Origin of the sequence: Aeromonas sp. R2-4, from assembly GCF_040908365.1 — a bacterium.
GTDB classification, from domain to species: Bacteria; Pseudomonadota; Gammaproteobacteria; order Enterobacterales; family Aeromonadaceae; genus Aeromonas; species Aeromonas veronii.
Genome location: NZ_JBFODO010000054.1, coordinates 105,953 through 131,317 on the forward strand (window position 1 = coordinate 105,953; position 25,365 = coordinate 131,317).

The 25,365-nt window shown below is 60.7% G+C and carries 23 protein-coding genes; 16 read left to right on the forward strand and 7 right to left on the reverse strand.

From position 1 onward, the window contains the following. The first annotated feature begins 98 nt into the window (after nucleotides 1–98). The gene (locus AB5Z05_RS20130) at nucleotides 99–1,991 is read left to right on the forward strand and encodes a methyl-accepting chemotaxis protein (RefSeq protein ID WP_157161597.1); all 1,893 of its coding nucleotides are present in this window, start codon (nucleotides 99–101) and stop codon (nucleotides 1,989–1,991) included. A 66-nt stretch (nucleotides 1,992–2,057) separates the two neighbouring features. On the opposite strand, the gene AB5Z05_RS20135 is transcribed toward AB5Z05_RS20130, so the two are convergent. Further along, on the reverse strand, nucleotides 2,058–2,570 hold the full coding sequence (locus AB5Z05_RS20135; protein WP_164537341.1) for a lipocalin family protein: 513 nt from the start codon (nucleotides 2,568–2,570) through the stop codon (nucleotides 2,058–2,060). Between the two features lie 17 nt (nucleotides 2,571–2,587). Then, a complete protein-coding gene (locus AB5Z05_RS20140) occupies nucleotides 2,588–3,490 on the reverse strand; it encodes an AraC family transcriptional regulator (protein ID WP_005339751.1) in 903 nt (300 codons plus the stop codon). A 157-nt stretch (nucleotides 3,491–3,647) separates the two neighbouring features. Here AB5Z05_RS20140 and yqhD point away from each other — a divergent pair, with 157 nt between their 5' ends. The 8 genes from yqhD to AB5Z05_RS20180 all read left to right on the forward strand — a co-directional run bounded on the left by yqhD (nucleotide 3,648) and on the right by AB5Z05_RS20180 (nucleotide 14,319). Further along, nucleotides 3,648–4,811, forward strand: a complete 1,164-nt coding sequence (yqhD, locus tag AB5Z05_RS20145; RefSeq protein WP_040070066.1) for an alcohol dehydrogenase — start codon at nucleotides 3,648–3,650, stop codon at nucleotides 4,809–4,811. A gap of 507 nt (nucleotides 4,812–5,318) precedes the next feature. After that, complete coding sequence (gene pntA / locus AB5Z05_RS20150; RefSeq protein WP_043823153.1) at nucleotides 5,319–6,845, forward strand: Re/Si-specific NAD(P)(+) transhydrogenase subunit alpha; 1,527 nt, start codon at nucleotides 5,319–5,321, stop codon at nucleotides 6,843–6,845. Between the two features lie 11 nt (nucleotides 6,846–6,856). After that, complete coding sequence (pntB, locus tag AB5Z05_RS20155; RefSeq protein ID WP_005339759.1) at nucleotides 6,857–8,341, forward strand: Re/Si-specific NAD(P)(+) transhydrogenase subunit beta; 1,485 nt, start codon at nucleotides 6,857–6,859, stop codon at nucleotides 8,339–8,341. A 98-nt stretch (nucleotides 8,342–8,439) separates the two neighbouring features. Beyond that, on the forward strand, nucleotides 8,440–9,219 hold the full coding sequence (locus AB5Z05_RS20160) for a substrate-binding periplasmic protein (RefSeq protein ID WP_368152869.1): 780 nt from the start codon (nucleotides 8,440–8,442) through the stop codon (nucleotides 9,217–9,219). 147 nt (nucleotides 9,220–9,366) lie between these two features. Continuing rightward, nucleotides 9,367–10,035, forward strand: coding sequence for a transcriptional regulator (locus AB5Z05_RS20165; protein WP_368152870.1), 669 nt, complete (start codon nucleotides 9,367–9,369; stop codon nucleotides 10,033–10,035). A 21-nt stretch (nucleotides 10,036–10,056) separates the two neighbouring features. Continuing rightward, nucleotides 10,057–11,358 (forward strand): serine dehydratase subunit alpha family protein, encoded by a 1,302-nt coding sequence (locus tag AB5Z05_RS20170; protein ID WP_041234985.1) that lies wholly within the window; start codon nucleotides 10,057–10,059, stop codon nucleotides 11,356–11,358. 133 nt (nucleotides 11,359–11,491) lie between these two features. Further along, the gene (locus tag AB5Z05_RS20175) at nucleotides 11,492–12,892 is read left to right on the forward strand and encodes an L-cystine transporter (protein ID WP_005341918.1); all 1,401 of its coding nucleotides are present in this window, start codon (nucleotides 11,492–11,494) and stop codon (nucleotides 12,890–12,892) included. A gap of 98 nt (nucleotides 12,893–12,990) precedes the next feature. Further along, nucleotides 12,991–14,319 carry a CoA-disulfide reductase gene (locus tag AB5Z05_RS20180; RefSeq protein WP_368152871.1) on the forward strand — a complete coding sequence of 443 codons (1,329 nt, stop codon included), beginning with the start codon at nucleotides 12,991–12,993 and terminating at the stop codon, nucleotides 14,317–14,319. A gap of 147 nt (nucleotides 14,320–14,466) precedes the next feature. Here the strand turns inward: AB5Z05_RS20180 and AB5Z05_RS20185 are convergent, their stop codons facing one another. Next, nucleotides 14,467–15,222, reverse strand: coding sequence for an outer membrane protein assembly factor BamD (locus AB5Z05_RS20185; RefSeq protein WP_101530913.1), 756 nt, complete (start codon nucleotides 15,220–15,222; stop codon nucleotides 14,467–14,469). Nucleotides 15,223–15,339: 117 nt separating this feature from the next. Here AB5Z05_RS20185 and rluD point away from each other — a divergent pair, with 117 nt between their 5' ends. From rluD to clpB, 3 genes are all read left to right on the forward strand, one after another. Beyond that, nucleotides 15,340–16,320, forward strand: a complete 981-nt coding sequence (gene rluD, locus AB5Z05_RS20190; RefSeq protein WP_005339771.1) for a 23S rRNA pseudouridine(1911/1915/1917) synthase RluD — start codon at nucleotides 15,340–15,342, stop codon at nucleotides 16,318–16,320. 112 nt (nucleotides 16,321–16,432) lie between these two features. Beyond that, nucleotides 16,433–17,170 carry a peptidoglycan editing factor PgeF gene (pgeF, locus tag AB5Z05_RS20195; protein WP_368152872.1) on the forward strand — a complete coding sequence of 246 codons (738 nt, stop codon included), beginning with the start codon at nucleotides 16,433–16,435 and terminating at the stop codon, nucleotides 17,168–17,170. A gap of 202 nt (nucleotides 17,171–17,372) precedes the next feature. Beyond that, complete coding sequence (gene clpB / locus AB5Z05_RS20200; RefSeq protein ID WP_335839916.1) at nucleotides 17,373–19,946, forward strand: ATP-dependent chaperone ClpB; 2,574 nt, start codon at nucleotides 17,373–17,375, stop codon at nucleotides 19,944–19,946. A 285-nt stretch (nucleotides 19,947–20,231) separates the two neighbouring features. Here the strand turns inward: clpB and asnA are convergent, their stop codons facing one another. Then, a complete protein-coding gene (gene asnA / locus AB5Z05_RS20205) occupies nucleotides 20,232–21,224 on the reverse strand; it encodes an aspartate--ammonia ligase (protein ID WP_021231465.1) in 993 nt (330 codons plus the stop codon). A 154-nt stretch (nucleotides 21,225–21,378) separates the two neighbouring features. Here asnA and asnC point away from each other — a divergent pair, with 154 nt between their 5' ends. After that, the gene (asnC, locus tag AB5Z05_RS20210) at nucleotides 21,379–21,840 is read left to right on the forward strand and encodes a transcriptional regulator AsnC (protein ID WP_005339783.1); all 462 of its coding nucleotides are present in this window, start codon (nucleotides 21,379–21,381) and stop codon (nucleotides 21,838–21,840) included. 63 nt (nucleotides 21,841–21,903) lie between these two features. Here the strand turns inward: asnC and AB5Z05_RS20215 are convergent, their stop codons facing one another. Continuing rightward, nucleotides 21,904–22,668, reverse strand: a complete 765-nt coding sequence (locus tag AB5Z05_RS20215) for an ABC transporter substrate-binding protein (RefSeq protein WP_236288076.1) — start codon at nucleotides 22,666–22,668, stop codon at nucleotides 21,904–21,906. A gap of 87 nt (nucleotides 22,669–22,755) precedes the next feature. Between AB5Z05_RS20215 and AB5Z05_RS20220 the strand changes: the two genes are divergently transcribed. After that, nucleotides 22,756–23,292, forward strand: coding sequence for a DUF2301 domain-containing membrane protein (locus AB5Z05_RS20220; protein WP_005357578.1), 537 nt, complete (start codon nucleotides 22,756–22,758; stop codon nucleotides 23,290–23,292). Here AB5Z05_RS20220 and AB5Z05_RS20225 read toward each other — a convergent pair. After that, nucleotides 23,289–23,693: a CBS domain-containing protein gene (locus AB5Z05_RS20225; protein WP_128834737.1), complete on the reverse strand. Its 405-nt coding sequence runs from the start codon at nucleotides 23,691–23,693 to the stop codon at nucleotides 23,289–23,291. The genes AB5Z05_RS20220 and AB5Z05_RS20225 overlap by 4 nt on opposite strands. 162 nt (nucleotides 23,694–23,855) lie before the next feature. Here AB5Z05_RS20225 and AB5Z05_RS20230 point away from each other — a divergent pair, with 162 nt between their 5' ends. Beyond that, nucleotides 23,856–24,560 carry an SDR family oxidoreductase gene (locus AB5Z05_RS20230; RefSeq protein ID WP_368152873.1) on the forward strand — a complete coding sequence of 235 codons (705 nt, stop codon included), beginning with the start codon at nucleotides 23,856–23,858 and terminating at the stop codon, nucleotides 24,558–24,560. On the opposite strand, the gene AB5Z05_RS20235 is transcribed toward AB5Z05_RS20230, so the two are convergent. Further along, a complete protein-coding gene (locus AB5Z05_RS20235; protein WP_368152874.1) occupies nucleotides 24,486–25,061 on the reverse strand; it encodes a 2-amino-4-hydroxy-6-hydroxymethyldihydropteridine diphosphokinase in 576 nt (191 codons plus the stop codon). The two genes, AB5Z05_RS20230 and AB5Z05_RS20235, sit on opposite strands and share 75 nt — an antisense overlap. Before the next feature lie 124 nt (nucleotides 25,062–25,185). Here AB5Z05_RS20235 and AB5Z05_RS20240 point away from each other — a divergent pair, with 124 nt between their 5' ends. Beyond that, entirely contained in the window at nucleotides 25,186–25,278 is a 93-nt protein-coding gene (locus AB5Z05_RS20240) for a YnhF family membrane protein (RefSeq protein ID WP_005339800.1), read from the forward strand. Nucleotides 25,279–25,365: the final 87 nt, after the last annotated feature.

Genomic DNA, 25,365 nt, shown 5'->3' on the forward strand with positions numbered 1-25,365 from the left:
AAATATACAGATTCACTAAAGTCTGTTCATATTGCGGCCGATAGCCTTTGATACATCAGGGTTTTCCCTGCCTGACACAACAACAAGGATTCGTCGTCATGACCCTCTCTCTGCGCGGCAAGCTGCTGGCCACCAGTCTTGGCGTAGTGCTGCTGATGGCATCACTGCTCGGTATCGTTGCCTTTCACACCCTAAAATCCCGCACCATGAGCGCCATCCAGAGCGAGGCGGTCAACTATGGCCACGCCTACTCGGTCGCCATCGGCGAATGGATGACGGATCGCAAGAACACCGTCCATGCGCTGGTCAATCTGATCAGCGATAACCCCCAAGCCGAGCTGGTGCCCCACCTGAAGCAGGCCTACACCTCCGGTGGGTTCGGCCTCACCTATTTTGGCTCCGCGCAGGGGGTGATGACCCGGCAGGATCCCTCCCTCAACACCGGCAACTATGACCCGCGCGAGCGCCCCTGGTATCAGGATGCGGTGAAGGCGGGGCAGCTGATCGTCACCGCCCCCTATGTCAGCGTCACCATGCAGAAGCTGGTGGTCACCCTCTCCGAGCCGGTGCGCCATCAGGGGGAGCTGGTCGGTGCCGTGGGGGCCAACCTGGCGCTCGACAAGCTGATCGACGAAGTGCTGGCGATGAAGGTGCAGGGTGAGGGCTACGCCATGCTGCTCGACAGCAGTGGCCTCATCGTCGGCCATCCGCAGAAGGAGCTGGCGCTCAAGCCCATCGCCGAGCTGGCGCCGGGGCTCTCTGCCGCCACCTTCCAGCAGTGGGGCCGCGAAAACAGCGAGCTGCACGCCGCCACCCTCGACGGGCGCGACGTGCTGCTGGCGGTACAACCGGTACCGGGCACCGACTGGCTGCTGGCCATGGTGATGTATCGCGATGTGCTGGAGGCGCCGCTCAGCAGTCTGCTGTGGGAGCTGGTGGGGTTGACCCTGGTGCTGATGCTGGTGTTCAGTGCCCTGCTCACCGCTACCTTCAAATACCTGTTCGCCGATCTCGGTCGGGTCGCGCACGCCCTGCACGACATTGCCCACGGCGAGGGGGATCTCACCGTTCACATCAACACCCACAGCAAGGATGAGGTGGGTCAGCTGGCCCAGAACTTCAACCAGTTCGTGGCGCGGCTGCACGGCATCGTCAGCCGGTTGCGGGATGTGACCGTCGAGCTGGCGGCACAGTCTCGCGCCCAGGCGGCCGGGGCGCAGGCCCGCAGTCAGCGGGTACGCCAGCAGCAGGACGAGATCGTGATGGTGGCGACCGCGGTGACCGAGATGGCTTCCGCTACCCAGGAGATCGCCGGCAACGCCGAGTTTGCCGCCACCACCGCCACCGATGCGGTCGCACTGGCGGTCGCCGGTCAATCCCAGGTTGGCCAGAGTCAGCGCAGCATTACCGGTTTGGCGGACGAAGTGGCCGATGCCAGCCAAATCATCAATGAGCTCGACAGCCATGCCCAGAAGATCAGCGGCATTCTGGCGACCATCAGCGGCATCGCCGAGCAGACCAACCTGCTGGCGCTCAACGCCGCCATCGAGGCGGCCCGGGCCGGTGAGCAGGGCCGCGGCTTCGCGGTAGTGGCGGACGAGGTGCGGGTGCTGTCGCGCCGTACCCACGACTCCACCGACGAGATCCAGCAGATGATCGAGACCCTGCAGCAGACCACCCGTCGCGCCGTGGGTGGCATGGAGACCAGCCGTCAGCTGGCGGGTACCAGCGTCGAGGATGCGGAAGCGGCCAACCAGAGCCTTGCCCGGATCAACGAGGCGATCGGCTCCATCAGCGACATGGCGACCCAGATCGCGGCGGCGGCCGAGGAGCAGACCTCGGTGACCGGCGAGATCAGCCGCAATACCGAAAATATCCGCCACGTCTCGCAAGAGCTGGCCGAGCAGGCGGGCAACGAGGCGGCGCAGGCGGCCGAACTCAAGTCGCTGACCGAGCGGCTGGAGCAGGAGATCGGCCGCTTCCGGCTCTGATCATCCCGCCATGCCAGCAACAGAAAGGGCAGCCCGCGGGCTGCCCTTTGTTATTTTACGACTGGCTTAAGGGGTCTGCTTGACCCAAATCAGCTGGTCGGTGGCAAAGCCCAGCGACTTCGCCTTGGCGACCAGCGCATCCACCTTCGCCTTGGGCGGGTTGGGTGAGCGGGCGAGGATCCAGAGGTAGTCGTGGTTGTAGCTGGTCACCAGCGAGAGCTGGTAATCGGGATCGAGGTCGATGACGTTGTAGCCGCCGTAGAAGGGGCCGAAGAAACTCACCTTGAGCCGCGCCTCGTCCGGGTTGCCGACGAAGTAGGCCTTGCCCTCGGCTTCGCGCCAGCTGCCATCGCTCTGCTTGCCGCGGTTGAGCACCTTGACGCCGCCATCGTCCCGCAGGCTGTAGGTGGCGCTCACCTGCTCCAGCCCCCGTTCGAAGCTGTGGTCGAGGCGGGCGATTTCGTACCAGGTACCGAGATAACGATCGAGCTGGAAGCCGGTAACGGGGCGAATGCCATCGGCAATCCCGGTACAGGCCGTCAGCAGTAAAGCGGTGAACAGGCAAAGCAGTGAACGCATAAGTAATCCCTCTCTTGTTATCCCTCGATGATGCGCAGCTGGCCATCCCGGAAGCGGGAGGCCTGATCCGTCGGCGTGCTGCCGAAGAAGCGCTTGTACTCCCGGCTGAACTGGGAGTTGCTCTCGTAACCGACTCTGGCCGCCGCGGTGCCCGCCTTGATACCGTCGTGCAGCATCATCATCCGCGCCTTGTGCAGGCGAAACGACTTGATGTACTGCAGCGGCGAGGTAGCGGTGACCGCCTTGAAGTGGTGGTGAAAGGCGGAGACGCTCATGTTCACCTCCCGCGCCAGCTCCTCCATGGTGAGGTTGTCGGCATAACGGGACTCTATCATACGCAGCACCCTGGCGATCTGGCCCACATGGTTGTGGCGATTGGCGAGCGCTTGCAGCGCCGGGCCGCCCCCCTCGGTGAGAGCGTGGAACAGCATTTCCCGCACCGTCTGAGGCCCCAGCACCCTGGCGTGCAGCGGGTTGTCCATCAGCTCGATCAGTCGCTCGGCAGCGCAGAACATGGTTTCCGACAGGGGGACCGAGTGGACGCCGCTCTTTTGTGGCGCGGGGGCGGGCAGGGCATCGCCCAGCTCCAGCAGCAGCTCTTGCAGGGTTACCAGATCGATCTCGATGGTAAAACCGATAAGCGGCTGCTCGGGGGAGGCGAAGCACTCGCACTCGCAGGGCAGCGGCAGGGTCATCAGCAGATAGTGGTTGGGGTCGTAGCGAAACACCTGATCCGCCAGATAACCCACCTTGTGCCCCTGCAGGATTACGATCATCCGCGGTTGGTAGAGCACCGGGGTGCGGCCATGGTGTTCGGTGGTATAGATGAGGTTGACCTGTTTCACCGGTGATGGGGTGATGCCGGGGGCGGTGACGTGGCGGGTCAATCTGGTTGCGAGGTCGCTGTAACGGTTTTGCATGGGGGCTCTTTGATTCGACAGTTCTGGTTTTCGCTGCTTTGTAGAAATAGGCAAGAATCAAGCAGGATGTTGTCTTGATGGTAGTCTGGTTCTGGAGAAAAATGCAATCACGATTTCGCGGCCAGGCCGCCCTGACTATCAGAAGAAGGCAATGTCGATGAACAACTTTACTCTCCATACCCCGACCAAAATCCTGTTCGGCCAAGGGCAGATCGCCCAGTTGCGCGAGCAGCTCCCGAGCGATGCCCGCGTCATGATCACCTATGGCGGCGGCAGCGTGGTACGCAGCGGCTTGCTGGAGCAGATCCGCAACGAGCTGGCTGGCATGACCCTGTTTGAATTTGGCGGCATCGAGCCGAACCCGGCCTACGAGACCCTGATGGGCGCCGTGGAGCTGGCCCGTGCCGAGCGGGTCGACTTCCTGCTCGCCGTTGGCGGTGGTTCCGTGCTCGATGGCACCAAGTTTATCGCCGCTGCCGCGCACTACGATCTGGCCAAGGATCCCTGGCACATTCTCGAGACCGTCGGCAGCGAAGTGCGTTCCGCCATCCCGCTCGGCTCAGTGCTGACCCTGCCGGCGACCGGTTCCGAAATGAACATGGGCGCCGTCATCACCCGTCGCAGCAGTGGCGACAAGGTGCACTTCTTCTCGCCGTTCGTGATGCCGCGCTTCGCCGTGCTCGATCCGGTGCTCACCTACACCCTGCCCGAGCGTCAGGTGGCGAACGGGGTGGTAGATGCCTTTGTTCACATCGTGGAGCAGTACCTCACCTATCCGGTCAATGCCAAGGTGCAGGATCGCTTCGCTGAAGGCTTGCTGCTGACCCTGATCGAAGAGGGCCCCAAGGCGCTGGCCGAGCCGCACAACTACGAGGTGCGCGCCAACATCATGTGGAGCGCCACCATGGCGTTGAACGGCCTGATCGGCGCCGGTGTGCCGCAGGATTGGGCCACCCACATGCTGGGTCACGAGCTGACTGCCCTGCACGGCCTCGACCACGCCCAAACTCTGGCGGTGGTGCTGCCCGCCCTGCTGCAGGCCAAGCGCAAACAGAAGCATGCCAAGCTGCTGCAATACGCAGAGCGGGTGTGGGGTCTGAACAGCGGCAGCGAAGCGGAGCGCATCGACGATGCCATCGCCGCGACCCGCGACTTCTTCGAGCGGATGGGGGTCAAGACCCGGCTGCGCGACTACGGTCTGAAAGATCTGGGTATCGACACCCTGATCGGCAAGCTGGGTGAGCACGGTATGACACGTCTGGGCGAGCACGGCGATATCGATCTGGTGCAGAGCCAGCATATTTATGAAGCGGCCTGGTAAGGGCCGCCAATCGGTGCCAAACGGGCGAAACGATTGAATTGCCGGGGCCCTCTCCCGCTATCTGGCGGCTGAGCGGCCCCGCTTTTGTTGGGAAAATGTTACTTTTCGGCGTTTCGCTGCGAGAAGTGAGACGAAAGCGGATTTCGTAAGAACAAAAAACGCTAAGATAGAGGGCCGGTAAAACATTTTTTTTGACTGGTTGGATCACTTTTTTCAGCCGTTTTTACTGGTATAAGCCTCTAATTTGGTTTGTTTTTTTTAATCGTAGCCAGGGATGGGCTGAATTCTGTACGAGTGCCGTCGGGACTGCGGTTGTAATAAAACTCCAAAATTTGATACTAATCACCTTCGCGCCTGAAAAGCGGGGGCCTGACCATGACAGGAGGTTGAGGTAAAGCCTACTGATTTTCATAACAAAGAGCCCTGGACCTGCACTTTGGTCATGTCTTGTTTCGTCAGAAGTGAGACACTGGGCAGCGATTGTTTATTAACCATCAGGGAATAGTCATGCAGATTGGAATACCGAGAGAGAGTCTCGCCGGTGAGACCCGGGTCGCAGCGACCCCGGCTACCGTCGAGCAGCTGAAAAAGCTCGGCTTCGAGGTCGCCATCGAGACCGGCGCAGGCCTGTCGGCCAGCTTCGATGATGCCGCCTTCGAGGCTGCCGGTGCCAGCGTGGTGCCGAATGTCTGGCAAGCCGACCTTATCTTCAAGGTCAATGCGCCGACCGATGCCGAGATCGCACAAATTAAAGATGGCGCCACTCTGATTAGCTTCATCTGGCCTGCCCAGAACCCCGAGCTGGTCAAGAAGCTGTCCGAGCGCAACATCAATGTAATGGCGATGGATATGGTGCCGCGGATCTCCCGTGCCCAGTCCCTCGATGCCCTCTCCTCCATGGCCAACATCGGTGGCTATCGCGCCGTGGTTGAAGCTGCGCACCAGTTCGGTCGCTTCTTCACCGGTCAAATCACCGCAGCCGGTAAAGTGCCGCCTGCCAAGGTACTGGTGATCGGTGCCGGTGTTGCCGGTCTGGCTGCCATCGGTACGGCCGGTTCCCTCGGTGCCATCGTGCGTGCGTTCGATACCCGTCTGGAAGTGGCCGAGCAGATCGAATCCATGGGTGGGGAATTCCTCAAGCTGGACTTCGGTGGCGAAGACGGTGCATCCAGCGATGGTTACGCCAAAGTCATGTCCGATGAGTTCATCAAGGCCGAGATGGAGCTGTTCGCCCAGCAGGCCAAAGAGGTGGACATCATCATCACCACCGCCCTGATCCCGGGCAAGCCGGCTCCCAAGCTGATCACCAAAGAGATGGTCGACAGCATGAAGCCGGGCTCTGTCATCGTGGACATGGCCGCTCAGGCTGGCGGTAACTGTGAATACACAGTGCCGGGTGAGCTGCATGTCACCGACAACGGCGTCAAGGTGATTGGTTACACCGATCTGCCGGGTCGTCTGCCTGCCCAATCCTCCCAGCTCTACGGTACCAACCTGGTCAACCTGATGAAGCTGATGTGCAAGGAGAAGGACGGCAACGTTGCCATCGACTTCGAAGACGTGGTTCAGCGCAACATGACGGTGATCCAGGCCGGTGAAGTGACCTTCCCGCCGCCCGCCATCTCCGTCTCTGCTGCCCCGCAGAAACCGGCCGCCGCCAAACCGGCAGCCAAGAAGGAAGAGGCCAAGCCTTCCAACAAGAAGTTCGTGTTCGGTGCCCTCGGCATCGCCGCCTTCGGCTGGATCGCCTCCGTTGCCCCGGCAGCCTTCCTCTCCCACTTCACCGTATTCATCCTGGCCTGTGTGGTCGGTTACTACGTGGTGTGGAACGTCTCTCACGCCCTGCACACGCCGCTGATGTCGGTCACTAATGCCATCTCCGGCATTATCGTGGTCGGTGCCCTGCTGCAGATCGGGCAAGGGTCGACCCTGGTCACCGCGCTGGCGTTCATCGCCGTGCTGATTGCCAGTATCAACATCTTCGGCGGCTTCACCGTCACTCAGCGCATGCTGAAGATGTTCCGTAAGGATTAAGGGGGTTTAACGTGTCTCAAGGACTGGTAACAGCATCCTATATCGTTGCCGCCGTGCTCTTCATCCTCAGTCTCGCGGGACTGTCGAAGCAAGAAACGGCCAAGCATGGCAACCTGTTCGGTATTGCGGGTATGGCTATCGCCCTGCTCGCCACCGTATTCAACCCGGAGACCAGTGGCGTTCACTGGATTATCCTGGCCATGGTGATCGGCGGTGCCATCGGCGTGCGTCTGGCACTCAAGGTCGAAATGACCGAGATGCCCGAGCTGGTGGCCGTGCTGCACAGCTTCGTGGGTATGGCGGCAGTGCTGGTGGGCTTCAACAGCTTCATCGATCTGCACCCTTCTGCACCTGCTGAGGTTGTCGTCTCCGTCGGTTCCAATCTGGATGCCACCCTGGCAGCCGCCCGTGCGGCGTTCGAGCAGGCCAACAGCGTTGCCCAGGTCGAGCACCTGACCGGCGCTATGCTGAACATCCATCTGGTCGAGATCTTCCTGGGCGTCTTCATCGGTGCCGTAACCTTCACCGGTTCCGTGGTTGCCTTCGGCAAACTGCGTGGTCTCATCTCCTCCAAGCCGCTGATGCTGCCGCACCGCCACAAGCTGAACCTGCTGGCCGTGGTCGCCTCTCTGGCGCTGATGGTCTACTTCGTCAACGCGGGCGGCTCTACCTTCGCCCTGCTGGTGATGACCCTGATCGCCTTCGCCTTCGGCTGGCATCTGGTTGCCTCCATCGGTGGCGCAGACATGCCGGTCGTGGTCTCCATGCTCAACTCCTACTCCGGTTGGGCGGCAGCGGCGGCGGGCTTCATGCTCTCCAACGACCTGCTGATCGTCACCGGTGCTCTGGTAGGTTCCTCCGGTGCGATCCTCTCTTACATCATGTGCAAGGCGATGAACCGCTCCTTCATCTCCGTGATCGCCGGTGGCTTCGGCTCCGACGGCGTGGCCTCCACGGCTGATCAGGAGATGGGCGAATACCGCGAAACCAGCGCCGAGGAAGTGGCTGACCTGCTGAAGAACTCCAGCTCCGTCATCATCACCCCGGGCTACGGCATGGCGGTGGCGCAGGCCCAGTATCCGGTGGCTGAAATCACCCAGAAGCTGCGTGATCGTGGCGTCAAGGTGCGCTTCGGTATCCACCCGGTGGCCGGTCGTCTGCCTGGCCACATGAACGTGCTGCTGGCGGAAGCGAAAGTGCCGTATGACATCGTGCTGGAAATGGACGAGATCAACGACGACTTCGCCGATACCGATACCGTGTTGGTGATTGGTGCCAACGACACCGTCAACCCGGCCGCGATGGAAGATCCGGGCAGCCCGATCGCCGGTATGCCGGTGCTGGAAGTGTGGAAAGCGCAGAACGTCATCGGTTTCAAGCGTTCCATGAATACTGGCTACGCCGGTGTCCAGAACCCGCTGTTCTTCAAGGAAAATACCCAGATGCTGTTTGGCGATGCCAAGGCCAGCGTCGAGGCAATCCTGAAAGCACTGTAAGTGCCACTCAGAGACTGGATATCAAGGAGGCTTCGGCCTCCTTTTTTATTGCTCATCCCTTGTATATCCTCAATCCATACGGACCATGAGGGATCTCCATGATGTGGTGTCAGGGTTGGCGAAGGATCGGGTGGTACGGCTGGCTACTGGCCTTCCTGTTTGGTGCTGGTTCGGCCGTAGCGGCGGACGAGCCGCCGACTCTGACGCTGCTGACCGAGCTGTGGCCCCCTTATGTGATGCGTGGTGACAATGGCGAGCTGGCTGGCGCCGATCTCGATCTGGCCTGTACCGTGTTGCGCCAGATGGGTTATCGCACTGAAATCAGGGTGCTGCCCTGGAAGCGGGTTCTGCAGCAGGCCCGTCTCAGGCAGGGGGATGCGGTGCTCGATGTCTTCTTTGAACCTTCCCGCCAGCATTGGCTCCACTATCCCGAAGAGCCGCTCTCTTACAGTGGAGAAGTGCTCTTCTATCCATCGGCCCGTCCGGTGGATTTCAAACAGCTCTCCGACCTCAAGGGTCTGCGGATAGGTATTCAGGAAGATTATGCCTACAGCCCCGATTTTCTGACCGATCCCGGGGTGATCCGGATGCCGATGACGGGGGAGGGGAATGCCATCAAACAGCTGCATCTGATGATGGCAGGTCGGCTGGACGGGGTGGTGCTCAACGAGCGGGTCGGTCGCTACTTGCTGCATACCCAGGGGTTGCAGGATCAGGTGAACCACGGCTCGCGCCTGCTGACCGACGACAACCGCAACTTCCTCGCGTTTACCCACAAGCCCGGCCACGACCAGCTGGCTATCCGCTTCTCCTCTGCCCTCAAGGCGTTCAAACAGACTCCCGCCTACAAGCAGCTGCTGGCCCGCTATCACCTCTGAGTTGCCGCCCTGCTGTGCGCCGCTTCACAATTTGTCGCACTTTGTTAAAAGGTGGGCATAATGGCGAGCAAAAAGGGGATGCCGCTCAACATTAGTTGATCTTGTTGATAGTAGAATCAACTGCGGTTTACTCAAAGTTACTCATATATGTCCACAGCAGCCACCACTGACCAGATCAATTCGTTAACGGATGAAGAACGTCATCTGATCGCCAGTTTCGAGCCCGCGGTCGAGGCGCTGGCCGCGCTGTTTGGCGCAGGGTGCGAGGTGGTGTTGCATGCGTTCGATACGCTGGATGCATCGGTTATCAAGATTGCCAACGGCCATGTCACCGGTCGTCGGGAGGGCGCGCCGGTCACCGACTTTGCCCTCAACCGCTTGCAGGGGGAGGCGGGCAGCCAGTGGAGCAGCTACTTCAGCCGTACCCGCGACGGGACGCTGATGAAGTCATCCTCCATCACTATCAGCAACCGGCAGGGCAAGCCCATCGGCATGCTCTGCGTGAACTTCAGTCTGGATACCTCCCTTGGCAGCCTGCTCGATACCTTTGCGTTGCCAGCGGCACCAGCGCCGCTCAACAACGAGACTTTTGCCAGCTCGGTGGACGATCTGGTGACCCAGGTGATTGAGAAGGTGGATCGGGACGATTCGCTCTCCTGCACGGTGCGCAACAAGGAGATAGTGATCCGGCTCTTCGACATGGGGATCTTCGAGATCAAGGAGGCGGCCCAGCTGGTTGCCCGGATGCTCGGCATCTCCCGTCATACTGTTTATCTGCATATCCGTAATCACAAGGCGGATCTGAACAAGCAATAACTGCCTGCGGGCACTCTGAACATGAGAAACACTGCGATGAAAGCACAATGGACCGACTTTATTACCCTGCTCAAGCGTGAAGTGGTGCCGGCCCTGGGCTGTACCGAGCCGATGTCGGTGGCGCTGGCAGCGGCCAACTGCCGCAAGTTGCTGGGGGAGACCCCGACTCGCATCAGCGTTTGGGTCAGTGGCAATCTGTTCAAGAACGGCATGGGGGTCGGAGTACCGGGCACCGGCATGATCGGCCTGCCGGTAGCCGCTGCGGTCGGTATAACAGGGGGCAATCCCGATGCCGGGCTGGAGGTGCTCAAGACCCTCACACCAGAACAGGTAGAAGCGGCCAAGGCGCTGCTGCCGGTGATCAAGGTGGATGTGAAGGATGTACCGGATGTGCTCTACGCCGAGGTGCTGGCCGAAGTTGAAGGCCACAGTGCCCGGGTGGTGATCTGCACCGACCACACCCGCATCATCCTGATGGAGAAGGATGGCGAGGTGCTGATGGAGCAGGCCAGTGCCCCCGGCGTGCAGATCCAGCCAGCCAAATCCGCCAAACCGGCCATGACCCTGCGGGAGATCGTCGATTTTGCATTGGAAGTGCCGCTGGCGGAGATCGACTTTATCCGCGAGGCCGCCACCATGAATCAGGCGCTGGCGGACGAAGGGTTGCAGGGTTACGGCCTGAAGATCGGCAAGATCCTCACCGAGCAGGTGGAGCGCAAGCTGCTCTCCGATGACCTGATGACCCTGGCGATGCGCCTCTCCTCCGCCGCCTCCGATGCACGGATGGATGGCGCCATGCTGCCCGCCATGTCCAACTCCGGTTCCGGCAATCAGGGCATTGCCGCCACCATGCCGGTGGTCGCGGCTGCCCGCTTCCTCAAGGCGAGCGACGAGCAGCTGACCCGAGCGTTGGTGATGAGCCATCTGGTGGCCATCTACATCAAGACCTATCAGAACAAGCTGTCGGCCCTCTGCGCCGCCAGTACCGCCGCCATGGGGGCCGGTGCCGCCATCACCTGGCTGCTGGGCGGCCAGTATCAGCAGATCAGCCACTGCATCAACAACATGATTGGCGATGTCTCCGGCATCATCTGCGACGGCGCGGGCAGCGCCTGCTCCATGAAGGTCTCCACTTCCACCTCGGCGGCGGTTAAGTCTTCGCTGATGGCTATCAACAACCTGCATGTCCCCCAGAGCGAGGGGATCGTCTCCGACGATGTGGACCAGACCATCGCCAATCTGGGCCGCCTCTCCAAAGAGGGGATGCTGGATACCGACATCGAAATCATCAACATCATGCGAGCGAAACAGCAGAAGCAGTGAATCTGTGACAAGGGGGCGATAGACCCCCTTGTTCTTGTCACGACGGCGCAGACCGTCTGACACGGTTGCCAGGGCAAGCATGGCGCTTGCTCTTGTTTCTCGGGCCCAAGCCCGCTTTTTGGGGAGTCATACCATGACATTTAGCGTTATCGGCAATCTGGCCATCGCCGCCATCTTGCTGTTCTTTCTCTACCGGTTACAGGAAAAACATGTGAGCTTCACCCGCCGGGTATTTGCCGGTCTGGGGCTCGGTATTCTGTTCGGCGCCGCGTTGCAACTGCTTTACGGCGCAGGTTCGCCCGTCATTGTTCAGACCATCGACTATCTGGATATCGTGGGTAGCGGCTATGTGAAGCTGCTGCAGATGATCATCATCCCGCTGATCATGGTCTCCATCATCAGCGCTATCTTGAAGCTCAATGGCGGCACTGCGCTGGGCAAGATCAGCGCCATGACCATAGGCGTGCTGATCTTCACCACCGCCATCGCCGCCGGGGCGGGCATCCTGATGTCCAACTTGTTTGGCCTGACCGCTGAAGGGCTCACCTCCGGTGCCGCCGAAAGCGCCCGTGGTGCCGCGCTGCAGACCACCCTCGGCAGCGTCGAGAGCATGTCTTTCGCCAAGATGATGCTGGAGTTCATTCCTGCCAACCCCTTCCTCGACATGACCGGGGCGCGCAAGACCTCCACCATCGCCGTGGTGATCTTCTCCATCTTCATTGGCCTCTCCGCTACCGGCATCGCCCGCAAGAAGCCGGAGATCTTCGCCAGCTTCAGCCACTTCGTGGCCGTGGCTCATGCCATCGTAATGCGAATGGTGACTCTGGTGCTGCGCCTGACCCCGTTCGGCGTACTGGCGCTGATGACCAAGGTGGTCTCCGGCTCCAACTATGCGGATATTCTTAACCTGCTCAGCTTTGTGATGGCCTCTTACGGCGCCATCGCCATCATGTTTGTCGTGCACCTGCTGCTGGTGAGCATGGTCGGCATCAACCCGCTGCGCTTCCTCAAGAAGATCACGCCGGTGCTGGCGTTTGCCTTCACCTCGCGCACCAGTGCGGGCTCCATCCCGATGAACGTGCAGACCCAGACCAAGTCGCTGGGTATTCCTGAGGGGATCGCCAACTTCGCCGCCTCCTTTGGTTCCACCATCGGCCAGAACGGCTGTGCCGGTATCTATCCGGCCATGCTGGCCGTGATGATTGCCCCGACCGTCGGGGTCAACCCGATGGATCCCGGCTTTATCATGACCCTGATCGCCATCATCACCGTCAGCTCCTTCGGGGTGGCCGGCATTGGCGGTGGCGCCACCTTTGCCGCGCTGATCGTGCTCTCCGCGCTGGACTTCCCGGTGGCGCTGGCCGGTCTGCTCATCTCCATCGAGCCGCTGATCGACATGGGCCGTACCGCGCTCAACGTTTCCGGCTCCATCACCGCAGGGACGGTCACCAGCCGCCTGATGGGCGAGACCGACATGCATGTGTTCAACAGCGATCACGAAGTGAGTCTGGACGGCGAAGAGTCCACCGTCTGATTTGCTGTCGGTTGATCTGCTCGTGGAAAGGGGTGACTCTTTCCCGTCATAGACCGCAGGGAGGGCATGCCCTCCCTGCGCCATTGAGAGGAAAAACTATGAGAATTCTGATCATCGGTGGTGAAGCCGCCGGTATGAGTGCGGCGGCCAAGGCGCGCCGTCTGGCCAAAGATGCCGACATCGTGGTGTATGAGGCCTCCGAGGTGATCTCTTTCGGTGCTTGCGGCCTGCCTTATTTCGTCGGCGACGAGTTTCAGGAGCCCGGCTACATGGCCGAGTTCACCCCGGAGCAGTTCGCCGCCAAGGGGATCGAGGTCAAGATTGGCCATCGGGTGCTGAGCGTCGACGCGGCGGCCCAGACTCTGGTAGTGGAGCACAACGGCGACACCTTCACCGACCGCTACGATCGGCTGATGATTGCCACCGGTGCCCGCGAAGTGATGCCCCCCATCCCCGGTTTGCTGCAGCAAGGGGTATTCGGTCTGCGCCGGATGGCCGACGGGCTTGCGCTCAAAGCTGCGGTTCAAGACAAGAAAAATCGCCACGCTGTGGTGATTGGCTCCGGCTTTATCGGGCTGGAGGTGGTCGAGGCGCTGGTCCATCAGGGTAAAGAGGTGCGCCTGATCGAGTTGGCGGAGCGGGTCATCCCCGACGCCTTTGATGGCGAGATCACCCAGCACATCGAAACCGAACTGCGCGAGCAGGGAGTCTCTCTTCATCTGGGTGAGCGAGTTGAAGCACTGCTGGGGGATGGTCGGGTGACCGGCGTGCGTACCAGCCAGGGCGAGTATGAGGCCGATATCGTGGTGGTCTGCACCGGGGTCAAGCCCAACACCGAGTTTCTGGCCGACACCGGCATCGAGCGGCTCGGCAACGGTGCCATCAAGGTGGATCGTCAGGGGCGCAGCTCGCTGGCCAACGTCTGGTCAGCCGGTGACTGTGCCAGCGTCTGGCACAGCGTGAAGCAGCAGCAGGTCTATGTGCCGCTCGCCACCATCGCCAACAAGCTGGGGCGCATGGTGGGTGAGAACCTGGCGGGGGCCGAGCAGGAGTTCCCGGGTACCCTCGGTTCTGCGGCGCTCAAGGTGCTGGGGCTGGAAGCGGGCCGTACCGGCCTCTCCGAGCAGGAAGCCAAGGCGATGGGGATCGACTATCGCACCGTGGTGATCAAGGACAAGTGCCATACCAACTACTGCCCGGGCCAGTCCGACATTCACGTCAAGCTGGTCTATGAGGCGGGCAGCAAGCGGCTGCTGGGTGGCCAGATCCTCGGTCGCAAGGGGGCGGTACACCGCATCGACGCGCTGGCGGTGGCCATCACCATGGGAGTGACCACCGAGCAGCTCGGCATGCTGGACTTTGCCTATGCGCCGCCCTTCTCCCGCACCTGGGATGCCCTGAACGTGGCGGGTAATGTCGCGAAGTAACGCCCTGCTATGACGGTGCAGGGAGGGCGCCGTCACGCTGAACTAGATCTACAGAGCTATCTGCGGGTAACAGTTGAGGGTAAATTGCAGCGATAAAAAAACCGATGCCAAGGCATCGGTTTTTTGTTACCGGTTTATCCGTATCACTCAGCCACGGCCGAGGCGGTTCTCCGGGTAGTTCTTGGCCAGCACTTCGCGGGCATGCTTGGCCAGCTGCGGCATCTTCAGAGAGTCGTAAGACTCGACCATGATCTCCAATGCCTTCTCGGTTTCGGCTGTGTCGGGGTAGGTTTCGACAATCAGCTTGGCCCGGTTGGCGGCCGCGACCAGTGCATCACGCTTCACGTAATACTCGGCCACGCTCAGGTCATATCGGGCCAGACGATTCTTTAGGCCAATCATGCGAGCGCGGGCATCGGCGGCATAGACGCTGTTGGGGTAGTTCTGCAACAGGGTCTTGAAGTCCTGGAATGCCTGACGGGCATAAGCAGGGTCTTTGTCGTCCCGATCGATACCGAACAGGCTCTGGAAGAAATTGTAATCCGCCGCCATGTTGGTCAGGCCGCGCATATAGAAGACGTAATCGATATTTTTATGCGCCGGATTGAGGCGGATAAAACGGTCGATATTGGCGATCGCCTGAGCGGTATCATCCTGCTTGTAGTAGGCATAGATGAGGTCAAGCTGCACCTGGTTGGAGTAGGCACCGAACGGGTAGCGAGAGTCCAAAGCCTCCAGCAATTCAGTGGCTTGCACGTAATTGCCAACGTCCAGTTTGAGGCGTGCTTTCTGGTACAGGGTCTCCGGCGGTTCGTCGGGTACCTTGGGTTTGGTGCTGGAACAGCCTGTGATCAAGGTAGCGACCAAGGCGAGCGACATCAGCAGGTGAGACTTCTTTCCCATCAACAACATCCGGTCCATTTCCACGAAATTGGCAAAGTATCCGTTATGCTTGGCTAAAAGAAAAGCTAGAATACCCGGATTATTTCGAATTGATACCCCCCGCTCAAGAGACCATACATGAGCCAGCATATTGAACTGACAGGCGAATTCCAGGATCACCAATTCGGGCAGCGACTCGACCAGGCCCTGGCCGAATTGTTTCCAGACTACTCCCGCACCCGCATCAAGGAGTGGATTTTACAGGACAGAGTGACCCTGGACGGTCAGGTTGCCAACACCCCGCGCGAGAAGATTCTGGCCGGGCAGCAGGTGCATGTGAATGTCGAGCTGGAAGATGATACTCGCTGGGATGCCCAGGATATCGAGCTCAACATTGTTTATGAAGATGAACACATTCTGGTGATCGACAAACCGGCTGGTCTGGTGGTTCACCCGGGCGCAGGTACGCCGGATGGCACCATCCTCAACGCCCTGCTGCACCGCTACCCCGGCATTGCCGAGGTACCCCGCGCCGGTATCGTGCACCGTCTGGATAAAGACACCACAGGTTTGATGGTGGTTGCCAAAACCGTACCCGCCCAGACCCATCTGGTGGAAGCGTTGCAGGCGCGCCAGATCACCCGTGAGTACGAAGCGATCGCCATCGGTCACATGACCGCAGGGGGTACCGTTGATGCGCCCATCGGCCGTCACCCGACCCAGCGTACCCACATGGCCGTGGTGCCCAATGGCCGTCCCTCCGTGACCCACTACCGGGTGCACGAGAAGTTCCGTGGCCACACCCGTCTGCGTCTGCGTCTGGAAACCGGTCGTACCCACCAGATCCGTGTCCACATGGCGCACATCAAACACCCGCTGGTGGGTGATCCCGCTTACGGTGGCCGTCTGCGCCCGCTGCGCAACGCGACCCCCGAGCTGACCCAGGCACTGCGTAACTTCAACCGTCAGGCGCTGCATGCCACCATGCTGCAACTGGCTCATCCCATCACGGGGGAAGTGATGCAGTGGCACTCAGCTACACCGCAAGACATGGTGGAGCTGATGGAAGTGCTGCGCGCGGATACGCTCGCCAATCCGGATGATTTAGTCTGGAACTGATGCGATAGGGCCTGCTGCGTCGGTTTCTGGCGTCATCCGGCCCGAACAGATGCCAAACGGGGTTCCCTTGCAGGAGCCCCGTTTTTATATCGGTGAATTGAAGGAGTCACAGATGAAATGGATCGAACCCGACTGGCCAGCCCCGGCGTGTGTCAGGGCGTTGTCAACCACCCGGGATGGCGGCGTCAGTGAAGGGGTCTTTGCCGGTCTCAATCTGGGCGCCCACGTGGGTGACGAACCGGCGCGAGTCGAGGCCAATCGCGCCCGCTTGCAGCAGGCGGCCGCCATCCCGGGGCCCCTTAACTGGCTTAATCAGGTGCATGGCACCGTGGTTCATCCGGTCAGCAGCCATTATGAGCTGGCGCCGGATGCCGACGCAGCTTGCGCCCATGAGGCGGAGCTGGCCTGCATCGTGATGACTGCTGACTGTCTGCCGGTGCTGTTCTGCGATCGGGCCGGTACCGTGGTCGCAGCGGCCCACGCAGGCTGGCGTGGACTGAAAGAGGGTGTGCTGGAGGCAAGCATCGCAGCCATGGGCTGTGAGCCGGGCGAGATCCTGGCCTGGCTGGGCCCGGCCATCGGCCCCACAGCATTTGAAGTGGGTGGCGAGGTGCGCGAGGCCTTTATGGCTGAGCAGGCTGAAGCAGAAGCGGCATTCGTCCCTTCGTCCAACGACGGCAAATGGTTGGCGGATATCTACCAGCTGGCCCGGCTGCGCCTCGCCCGCGCTGGCGTTACCGCCGTCTATGGCGGCGAATATTGCACCTTCAGCGATAGCGAGCAGTTTTACTCCTATCGTCGTGACGGTCAGTCCGGCCGTATGGCCTCCCTCATCTGGTTGGCCCGCTAAGCAATCACCCGCCAACTAATACCCCGTCTCTCTCAAGAACAGATCCGTATGAGAGAGGCGGTGATCCTGTTCTTATCCCGTCTTGCAGAAAAAATAACCAGTCACAACCCTTGAAATAGCCCGTACGGGCCTCATCTTTCATCTCAGAAAGTTATGTTGTTTGCCGCGCAAGCGGCGTCTGCCTGTTTGAAGGGGGAGTGCAATGCGCCTCGATCGCCTGACCAGCAAATTCCAGATTGCTATTTCCGATGCCCAGTCTCTTGCGCTGGGTCGTGACCACCAATTCATCGAACCCGTTCACCTGATGACCGCGTTGGTCAATCAGGATGGCGGCTCTATCCGTCCATTGCTCACCCTGACCGGGATGGATATCAACGCCCTACGCTCCCGTCTCGGTGAGGAGCTGGATCGCCTGCCGCGCGTCAGCGGTGTGGAAGGGGACGTGCAGCTCTCCAACGGCCTCGGCCGCCTGCTCAACGTCTGCGACAAACTGGCCCAGCAGCGCAAGGATCAGTTCATCTCCTCCGAACTGTTCGTGCTGGCGGCCCTCGACGAGAAGGGCACGCTGGGCGAGCTGCTGCGCGCCCAGGGGCTGACCAAAGAAAAACTCGAAGCGGCCATCGACAAGGTGCGTGGCGGCAAGAAGGTTGAGGATGCCAACGCCGAGGAGAACCGTCAGGCGCTGGAGAAGTACACCATCGATCTGACCGAGCGGGCCGAAATCGGCAAGCTCGACCCGGTGATCGGCCGTGATGACGAGATCCGCCGTACCATTCAGGTGCTGCAACGCCGCACCAAGAACAACCCCGTGCTGATCGGTGCCCCCGGTGTCGGCAAGACCGCTATCGTGGAGGGGCTGGCCCAGCGCATCATCAACGGCGAAGTGCCGGAAGGGCTGAAGAACAAGCGGGTGCTGTCGCTGGACATGGGGGCGCTGGTGGCCGGTGCCAAGTATCGCGGTGAGTTTGAAGAGCGGCTCAAGGCCGTACTGACCGATCTCGCCAAGGAGGAGGGCAACGTCATCCTCTTTATCGACGAGCTGCACACCATGGTCGGCGCCGGCAAGGGCGAGGGGGCCATGGATGCGGGCAACATGTTGAAACCAGCGCTGGCCCGTGGCGACCTGCACTGCGTCGGTGCCACTACTCTGGATGAGTACCGTCAGTACATCGAGAAAGATGCCGCGCTGGAGCGCCGTTTCCAGAAGGTGCTGGTGGAAGAGCCGAGCGTGGAGGACACCATCGCCATCCTGCGTGGCTTGAAAGAGCGTTACGAGCTGCACCACCATGTGCAGATCACCGACCCGGCCATCGTGGCGGCGGCCCAGTTGTCGCACCGCTACATTGCGGATCGCCAGCTGCCGGACAAGGCCATCGACCTTATCGACGAGGCTGCAGCCAGCATCCGGTTGCAGATCGACTCCAAGCCCGAGGCGCTCGATCGTCTCGAGCGGCGCATCATCCAGCTCAAGCTGGAGCAGCAGGCGCTGATGAAGGAGGACGACGACGCCAGCCGCAAGCGTCTGGAGCTGATCAATCAGGAGATTGGCGAAAAAGATCGGGAATACAACGAGCTGGACGAGGTATGGAAGGCCGAGAAAGCCGCCCTCGCCGGCACCCAGCATATCAAGGCTGCGCTGGAACAGGCCCGTCAGGATCTCGACGTGGCACGCCGCGCAGGCGACCTGGGCCGGATGTCCGAGCTGCAGTACGGCCGCATTCCGGAGCTGGAGAAACAGCTGGATCTCGCCACTCAGGCCGAGATGCAGGAGACCAGTCTGCTGCGCAACCGGGTCACCGACGTGGAGATTGCAGACGTGCTGGCCCGCTGGACCGGTATTCCGGTCGCCCGCATGCTGGAAGGGGAGCGCGACAAGCTGCTGCGGATGGAAGATCAGCTGCACAGCCGGGTGATTGGTCAGGAGGAGGCGGTCGATGCGGTCTCCAACGCCATTCGTCGCTCCCGTGCTGGTCTCTCCGACCCTAACCGCCCCATCGGCTCCTTCCTGTTCCTGGGGCCCACCGGGGTGGGCAAGACCGAGCTGTGCAAGGCGCTGGCGGAGTTCCTGTTCGATACCCAGGATGCCATGGTGCGGATCGATATGTCCGAGTTCATGGAGAAACACAGCGTGGCCCGTCTGGTGGGGGCGCCTCCCGGATACGTGGGTTATGAAGAGGGTGGTTATCTGACCGAGGCTGTGCGCCGTCGTCCCTACTCGGTGATCCTGCTGGACGAGGTGGAGAAGGCGCATCCGGATGTGTTCAACATCCTGTTGCAGGTGCTTGATGATGGCCGCCTGACCGATGGTCAGGGTCGGACCGTCGATTTCCGCAACTCGGTGGTGATCATGACCTCCAACCTCGGGTCGGATCTCATTCAGGAGCACCACTCCGAGAAGGATTACGACGAGATGAAGGCCATGCTGATGGATGTGCTGACCCGCAGTTTCCGGCCGGAGTTTATCAACCGGATCGACGAGACAGTGGTGTTCCACCCCCTCGGCGAGGAGCACATCAAGTCCATCGCCCGGATCCAGCTCAAGAGCCTGATGGGCCGTCTCGAGGCTCAGGGTTACGAGGTGGAGGTGAGCGAAGCGCTGCTCGAGAAGCTGGTGCATGCCGGGTTCGACCCCGTCTACGGGGCGCGACCCCTCAAGCGGGCAATCCAGCAGAAGGTGGAGAACCCGCTGGCGCAGGCCCTGCTCTCCGGTCGCATCGTTCCGGGCAAAAAACTGCTGCTGGGGGCCGACAGCAATGGCCTGACCATGACCCAGTAACCGATTCTGTATCGATGTTTGCAACGCCAGCCCTCGGGCTGGCGTTGTCATATCTGGTGGCGGGGATTCGGGCGCAAAAAAACGGCAATCCGAAGATTGCCGGGAGGAATGTAGTGAAGCGACCTGACGTGGGTTGAGCGGGTCGCAGGGGCAAGCCCCCGATTGCGAAGCGCGGCCACTGCTGGCCTCGCTTCTTACAGCCTGCCGGGGATGCGCTCGCTCAACCCCGACGGCCACCTGCCTGTTGCCATGCCCGCGCGATGACGCCGGCATGGCCTTCATTCGTTACAGCATGCCTTGCACGGCGGCTTTCATCTCGGCCGGCCAGACACCGACCTGCACCTGACCGATATGCTCCTTTTGCAGCAACAGCATGGCCAGACGGGATTGGCCGATGCCGCCGCCGATGGTTTGCGGCATCCGTGCGGCCAGCAAATCCTGATGCCAGTCGTACTGCAGGCGATCTTCATCGCCGGTGATGGCCAGCTGGCGGCGCAGCGCCTCGGCATCGACCCGGATCCCCATGGAGGAGATCTCGAAGCTGTCTTGCAGTACCGGGTTCCACACCAGAATGTCACCGTTCAGACCCGCCAGACCCAGCTCGCTGTGGCTGCTCCAGTCGTCGTAGTCCGGGGCGCGGACATCGTGACGCTCGCCGTGGGAGAGGGCACCGCCGATGCCGATCAGGAACACGGCCCCCAGCTCTTTGGCGATGGCACGCTCGCGCCCCTTGGCATCGAGGTCCGGGTAACGGGCCAGCAGCTCTTCGCTGTGCAGGAACTGGATCTCGGCTGGCAGGAAGGGGGTCAGCTCATGTTCGGCGCAGACTGCGCGCTCGGTGGCCTTGATGGCGGCCCAGATGCCGCGCACGGTTTCCTGCAGATAGGCCAGATCGCGGCGCTCGCTCGGCATCACCTTCTCCCAGTCCCACTGATCCACGTAGACCGAGTGGATGGGGGTGAGCTTGTCTTCATCCGGACGCAGCGCCTTCATGTGGGTGTAGATCCCTTCGCCCGGGCCGAAGCCGAAGCGACCGAGAGTCTGGCGCTTCCATTTGGCCAGTGAATGAACCACTTCGTAGCTGTGCTCCGGCAGGGTTTTCACTTTGACCTGCACTGCATTCTCATGGCCAGAGAGGTTGTCCTGAGTGCCATCACCGACCCGGCTCAGAATGGGGGCTTGCACCTCCATCAGACCCAGTTGCTGGGCGAGTTGGCGGGAGAACATCTCTTTGACGAAGCTGATCTGCTGTTGGCTGCGAATGTAGTGCTGTTTCATGCTGAATTCCTGTTTCAAACCCCGTTGGATGTGGTGATTCTTCAACGGAGTGCCAACCAAATTCAATATTCGATAATAGAAATAGGCTTTATGTATTTTTTTCTTCAAAATAAGCCGTTATTTAATGAGGTATCGTCAACGGGAGTGCAAAAAAATGCCGGAAAATTACCGGATCGATAATCTCGATCAGGCCATCCTCACCGCTCTGATGGAAAATGCGCGAATCCCTTACGCCGAACTTGCGAAACAACTGGCGGTCAGCCCGGGCACCATCCATGTGCGGGTGGAGAAGATGAAACAGGCGGGGATCATCGAGGGGACACGGGTGCAGGTTAACCCCAAGAAGCTGGGTTACGACGTCTGCTGCTTTATCGGGATCAATCTGAAGAGTGCCAAGGATTATCCCTCGGCACTGGCCAAGCTGCAGGCGCTGGACGAGGTGGTGGAGGCTTACTACACCACCGGCCACTACAGCATCTTCATGAAGGTGATGACCCGCTCCATCGACGAGCTGCAGATAGTGCTGATCAACAAGATCCAGACCATCGACGAGATCCAGTCCACTGAAACCCTGATCTCGCTGCAAAACCCTATCCTGCGGGATGTGAAGCCTTGAGGTGGGTTGTATAAGGGGTAGGGCGTAGAGATCCATCTCCCGTGCGAAACCCTGACCCCTTGATCAGGGTTCGATATAGGGGATGGCGTACTTGTCGTAGAGGGCCTTGAGGCTGCCGTTGCGCTTCATGCGCAGCAGTTCGGCATCGTAGGCGGCCATCAGGGCTGGGGTCTGTGCATCCGCCCGTGCGCGGGCCCAGGTGTTGAAGTAGGGACTGCTCTTGAGCGGTTTGGGCAGGTAATCGATCTTTCCCGTCAGCCCCTCTTCCTTGATCTGGGTGAAGGCGGTGACCAGCGGCATGGGTACGGTATCGATCCGTCCGGCCAGCAGTTTGCGCAGTTGCAGCTGGTTCATAGTGATCTCCTGAAACTGATAGGCCGGGTCGGTCATGGCCGCTGCCAGTTCAGGGGTGTAGGAGAAATCCTTGGTCACGCCGATGCGCCAAGGTTTGAGATCGGCCAGCGTTTCGTAGCGGATCTTCATCAGGTCCGCCTTGCGCACGAAGAAGTGCCAGCTGTGGCGAAGATGGGCCTGTTGGGGATAGATGAGATAACTCTCCCGCTCCGCCTTGTAGGAGTGGGTCATGACCAGATCGCAGGCGCCGGTTTCGGCATTGCGGGTGAGGCGGGCGCCGGAGTCGGCCAGCTCGATCCGAAAGGGCGTCTCCAGCTTGTCGAAGATGGCGGTGACTATGTCTATATCGAGTCCGCGGGGTTTCTGATCGGCATCGAGATACTTGAGCGGGGGCTCCATGGTGCCGCAGATCACCAGCTCTTTGGCGGGCAATCCGAGTGGAAACAGCAACCAAAACAGGGGGATCACACGCAAACTACGTCTCCTGAGCCCGTTTGAAGATATTCCAAGACCTGATTCCAGTATATTGGATGGCACCTGATCCGTTAGAAGCGACTGTTTATGGCAAATCCTGAAATCGAGAGCCCGCTGGACGGGATCGACAAGTTGACCGTCTCGCTCTACCGCCTTGGCTTGAGTGCTGCTGCCCTGTTGCTGCTTTGCCGCGGTGCGGCGCTGCTGAGCGGGATGGCACTGCTTCCGTCGGCACAATGGTTGATGTCACTTGCAGTGGCAAGCGCAATCTGCGGCTTCTCGCTGCATATCTACGACAAGCGGATTCGCCTGATTCTGCAGGGATTTGGTTGGGGCGCGCTGGCCCTGGCTGCGGTAGGGGCACCGGATGCGCTGGTGCTGGGGGCGGCGTTGGCGACCCTCTCCGGGCTGGCGTTCAAGGAGCAGTTTTGCTTCGCCATTCCCGGCATCAAGCTGGTGCCCGTATTGCTGCCGGCGTTATGGCTGCTGGAGTGGTTGCGGGTGGAGTGGGCCGCCGCACTGGTGGCACTGGTCTGCGGTGCCCTGTTGACCTTGCTGGCGCTGGCCAAGTGGCGAATGCCCCTGCACTTCGATATCGGTGACAAGGGGCGTTACCAGATCTAGGTCTGCTGGCACACCTTCATCTGCTGGTTGAGGGCCTGCATCACCTGACGGCGGCTGATGATGCCGATCACCTTGCCCTGTTGCAGCACCGGGTAGATCTTGGGCTTGGCATCGGCCATCTGGCGAGCCAGCTCCAGAATGCTCTCATCCGGCCCGACCGAGAGGGGCGAGCGGTTCATCAGATCCTCCACCCGGATGCGGGTATCGCAGTGGTAGCTGCCGGTGAGCAGGCTGGGGATGCAGTCTTGTTCGGAAAGAAAGCCGATCAGCCGTTTCTGCTCATCCAGCACCGGCAGGCCGCCAAGACCCGATTGATGCAGGCGATCCAGCGCCTCGGCCAGGCCGAGTCCGGCAGTGAGGGAGTGGGTCAGGCGACCCATGTGGTGGTGTACTTTCAGCATGGTGGTGACTCCGCAAGAGGGGGATGCCGCCACTATGACGCGGGCGGGTGGCCCGCGACCAATGGCTTGTGCCGCAGGGATTGATAGGCACAAGCCATCGGCGGTGATCCGCTGGCAGGCGGGCTTCGTTCATGCAAGACCATGAAAGGGAAAGGAGATCGTATGCGTGCATTGGTTACGGGCTGCGGCCGTCGACTCGGATTTTATCTCTGTGAACAGCTGATGGCAGCGGGCTGGCAGGTGACGGGCAGCTATCGCAGCGAGAGGCCGGAGCTGGCCACTCTGGCTGCATTGGGGGTCGAGCTGGTGCAGGCGGATTTTGGCCGGGAAGAGGACGTTGGCAAGCTGATCGATGTGCTGGCTGCCCATCAGGATCTGGCGCTGGTGATCCACAACGCTTCGGCCTTCGAGCCGCAGGCAACTGATCCGGCGGCGCAACTGGCCCAGTTCGAGCAGTTCTACCGGGTACACATGGCGGCCCCCTTCCAGCTAAACCGGGCGCTGGCCCCCCGGCTGGCCAGCAATCCCAACGCCAGCATCATTCACATCACCGATATCTATATCCATGCCCCTGCCCCCCGTTTTGCCAGCTATGTGGCCACCAAGGCGGGAGCTCATTCGCTGGCCATGAGCTTTGCTCGGGAGCTGGCGCCAGCGGTTCGGGTCAACACTATAGAGCCGGGCCCCATTCTGTTTCTCGACGAGCATGACGAGGCGTGGCGCCAGCAGGTGTTGGCGAAAACACCGCTGGCGCGGGAGGGGGGACTTGAGCCCATCTGGCAGGCGGTGCAGTTACTGATGGGGAACAGTTATATGACGGGTGCCAGCATCAAGGTAGATGGCGGGCGTGCGCTGGCCACCCTCTGAGGGGTTGCCGAGCACCAGTGGCTCCAGCCCGACCTGCCGGGTCAGCAAGCCCTTGCCGGGTTTGAGCTTGCTCGACGGGGCGGGGAGCGTCACTTGCAGCGCCACCTTGGGGGCATGTACCTCGCCATGGCCATAGAGCTCGGCCAGCAGCTCCGCCAGATAGGAATCGACCTCTGCCGAGGCAAAGTCACCGCTCCTGTTGCTGGCCAGAATATCGATGTCGAGCGGCCGATCGTGCACCTTGCAGAGCGGATCGCTGCGATCCCGGCCGTGAGCTACCTCGAGGGCGACAAAGTGCTGCTTGAGGCGGGCGGCATCGAGCGGGCTCTCCACCACCAGCAGGCAGTTGAGAAAGTCGTGGCTGGAGTGCATTCCCACCGGCTTGGTGCGGATCACCGAACTCAGCCGCAGGGGGCCGACGTTCGCAAGCAGCTCGGCCAGCGCATGGCTGACATGGGTATGCGGGTCAAGATTGGAACCAATGCTACACAGATAGAACATGCTCACCTTCCCTGGGTTGGGCTCATCTGAAATGTATACGCAGCTCACGGTTATCGGATTAACTATGGCTTAACATAGTCTTATCTATTGTGATCCGGCACTGATTGGCAGAAAGGAGGTTTGCATGAGTGTGGAGCTGAAATGGGCGCTGTTGACCGCCTCGGGCGCGCTGGCGATGATCATGATTATCTGTCTGGCATCTGTCGCGTTGGCGTGAATCACCACAATCCAGATAATACAAACCGGCCTGTTGGCCGGTTTTGTTTTTTGGGGCGGTGCGGCTATGCTGGCGCACCGGTGAGAA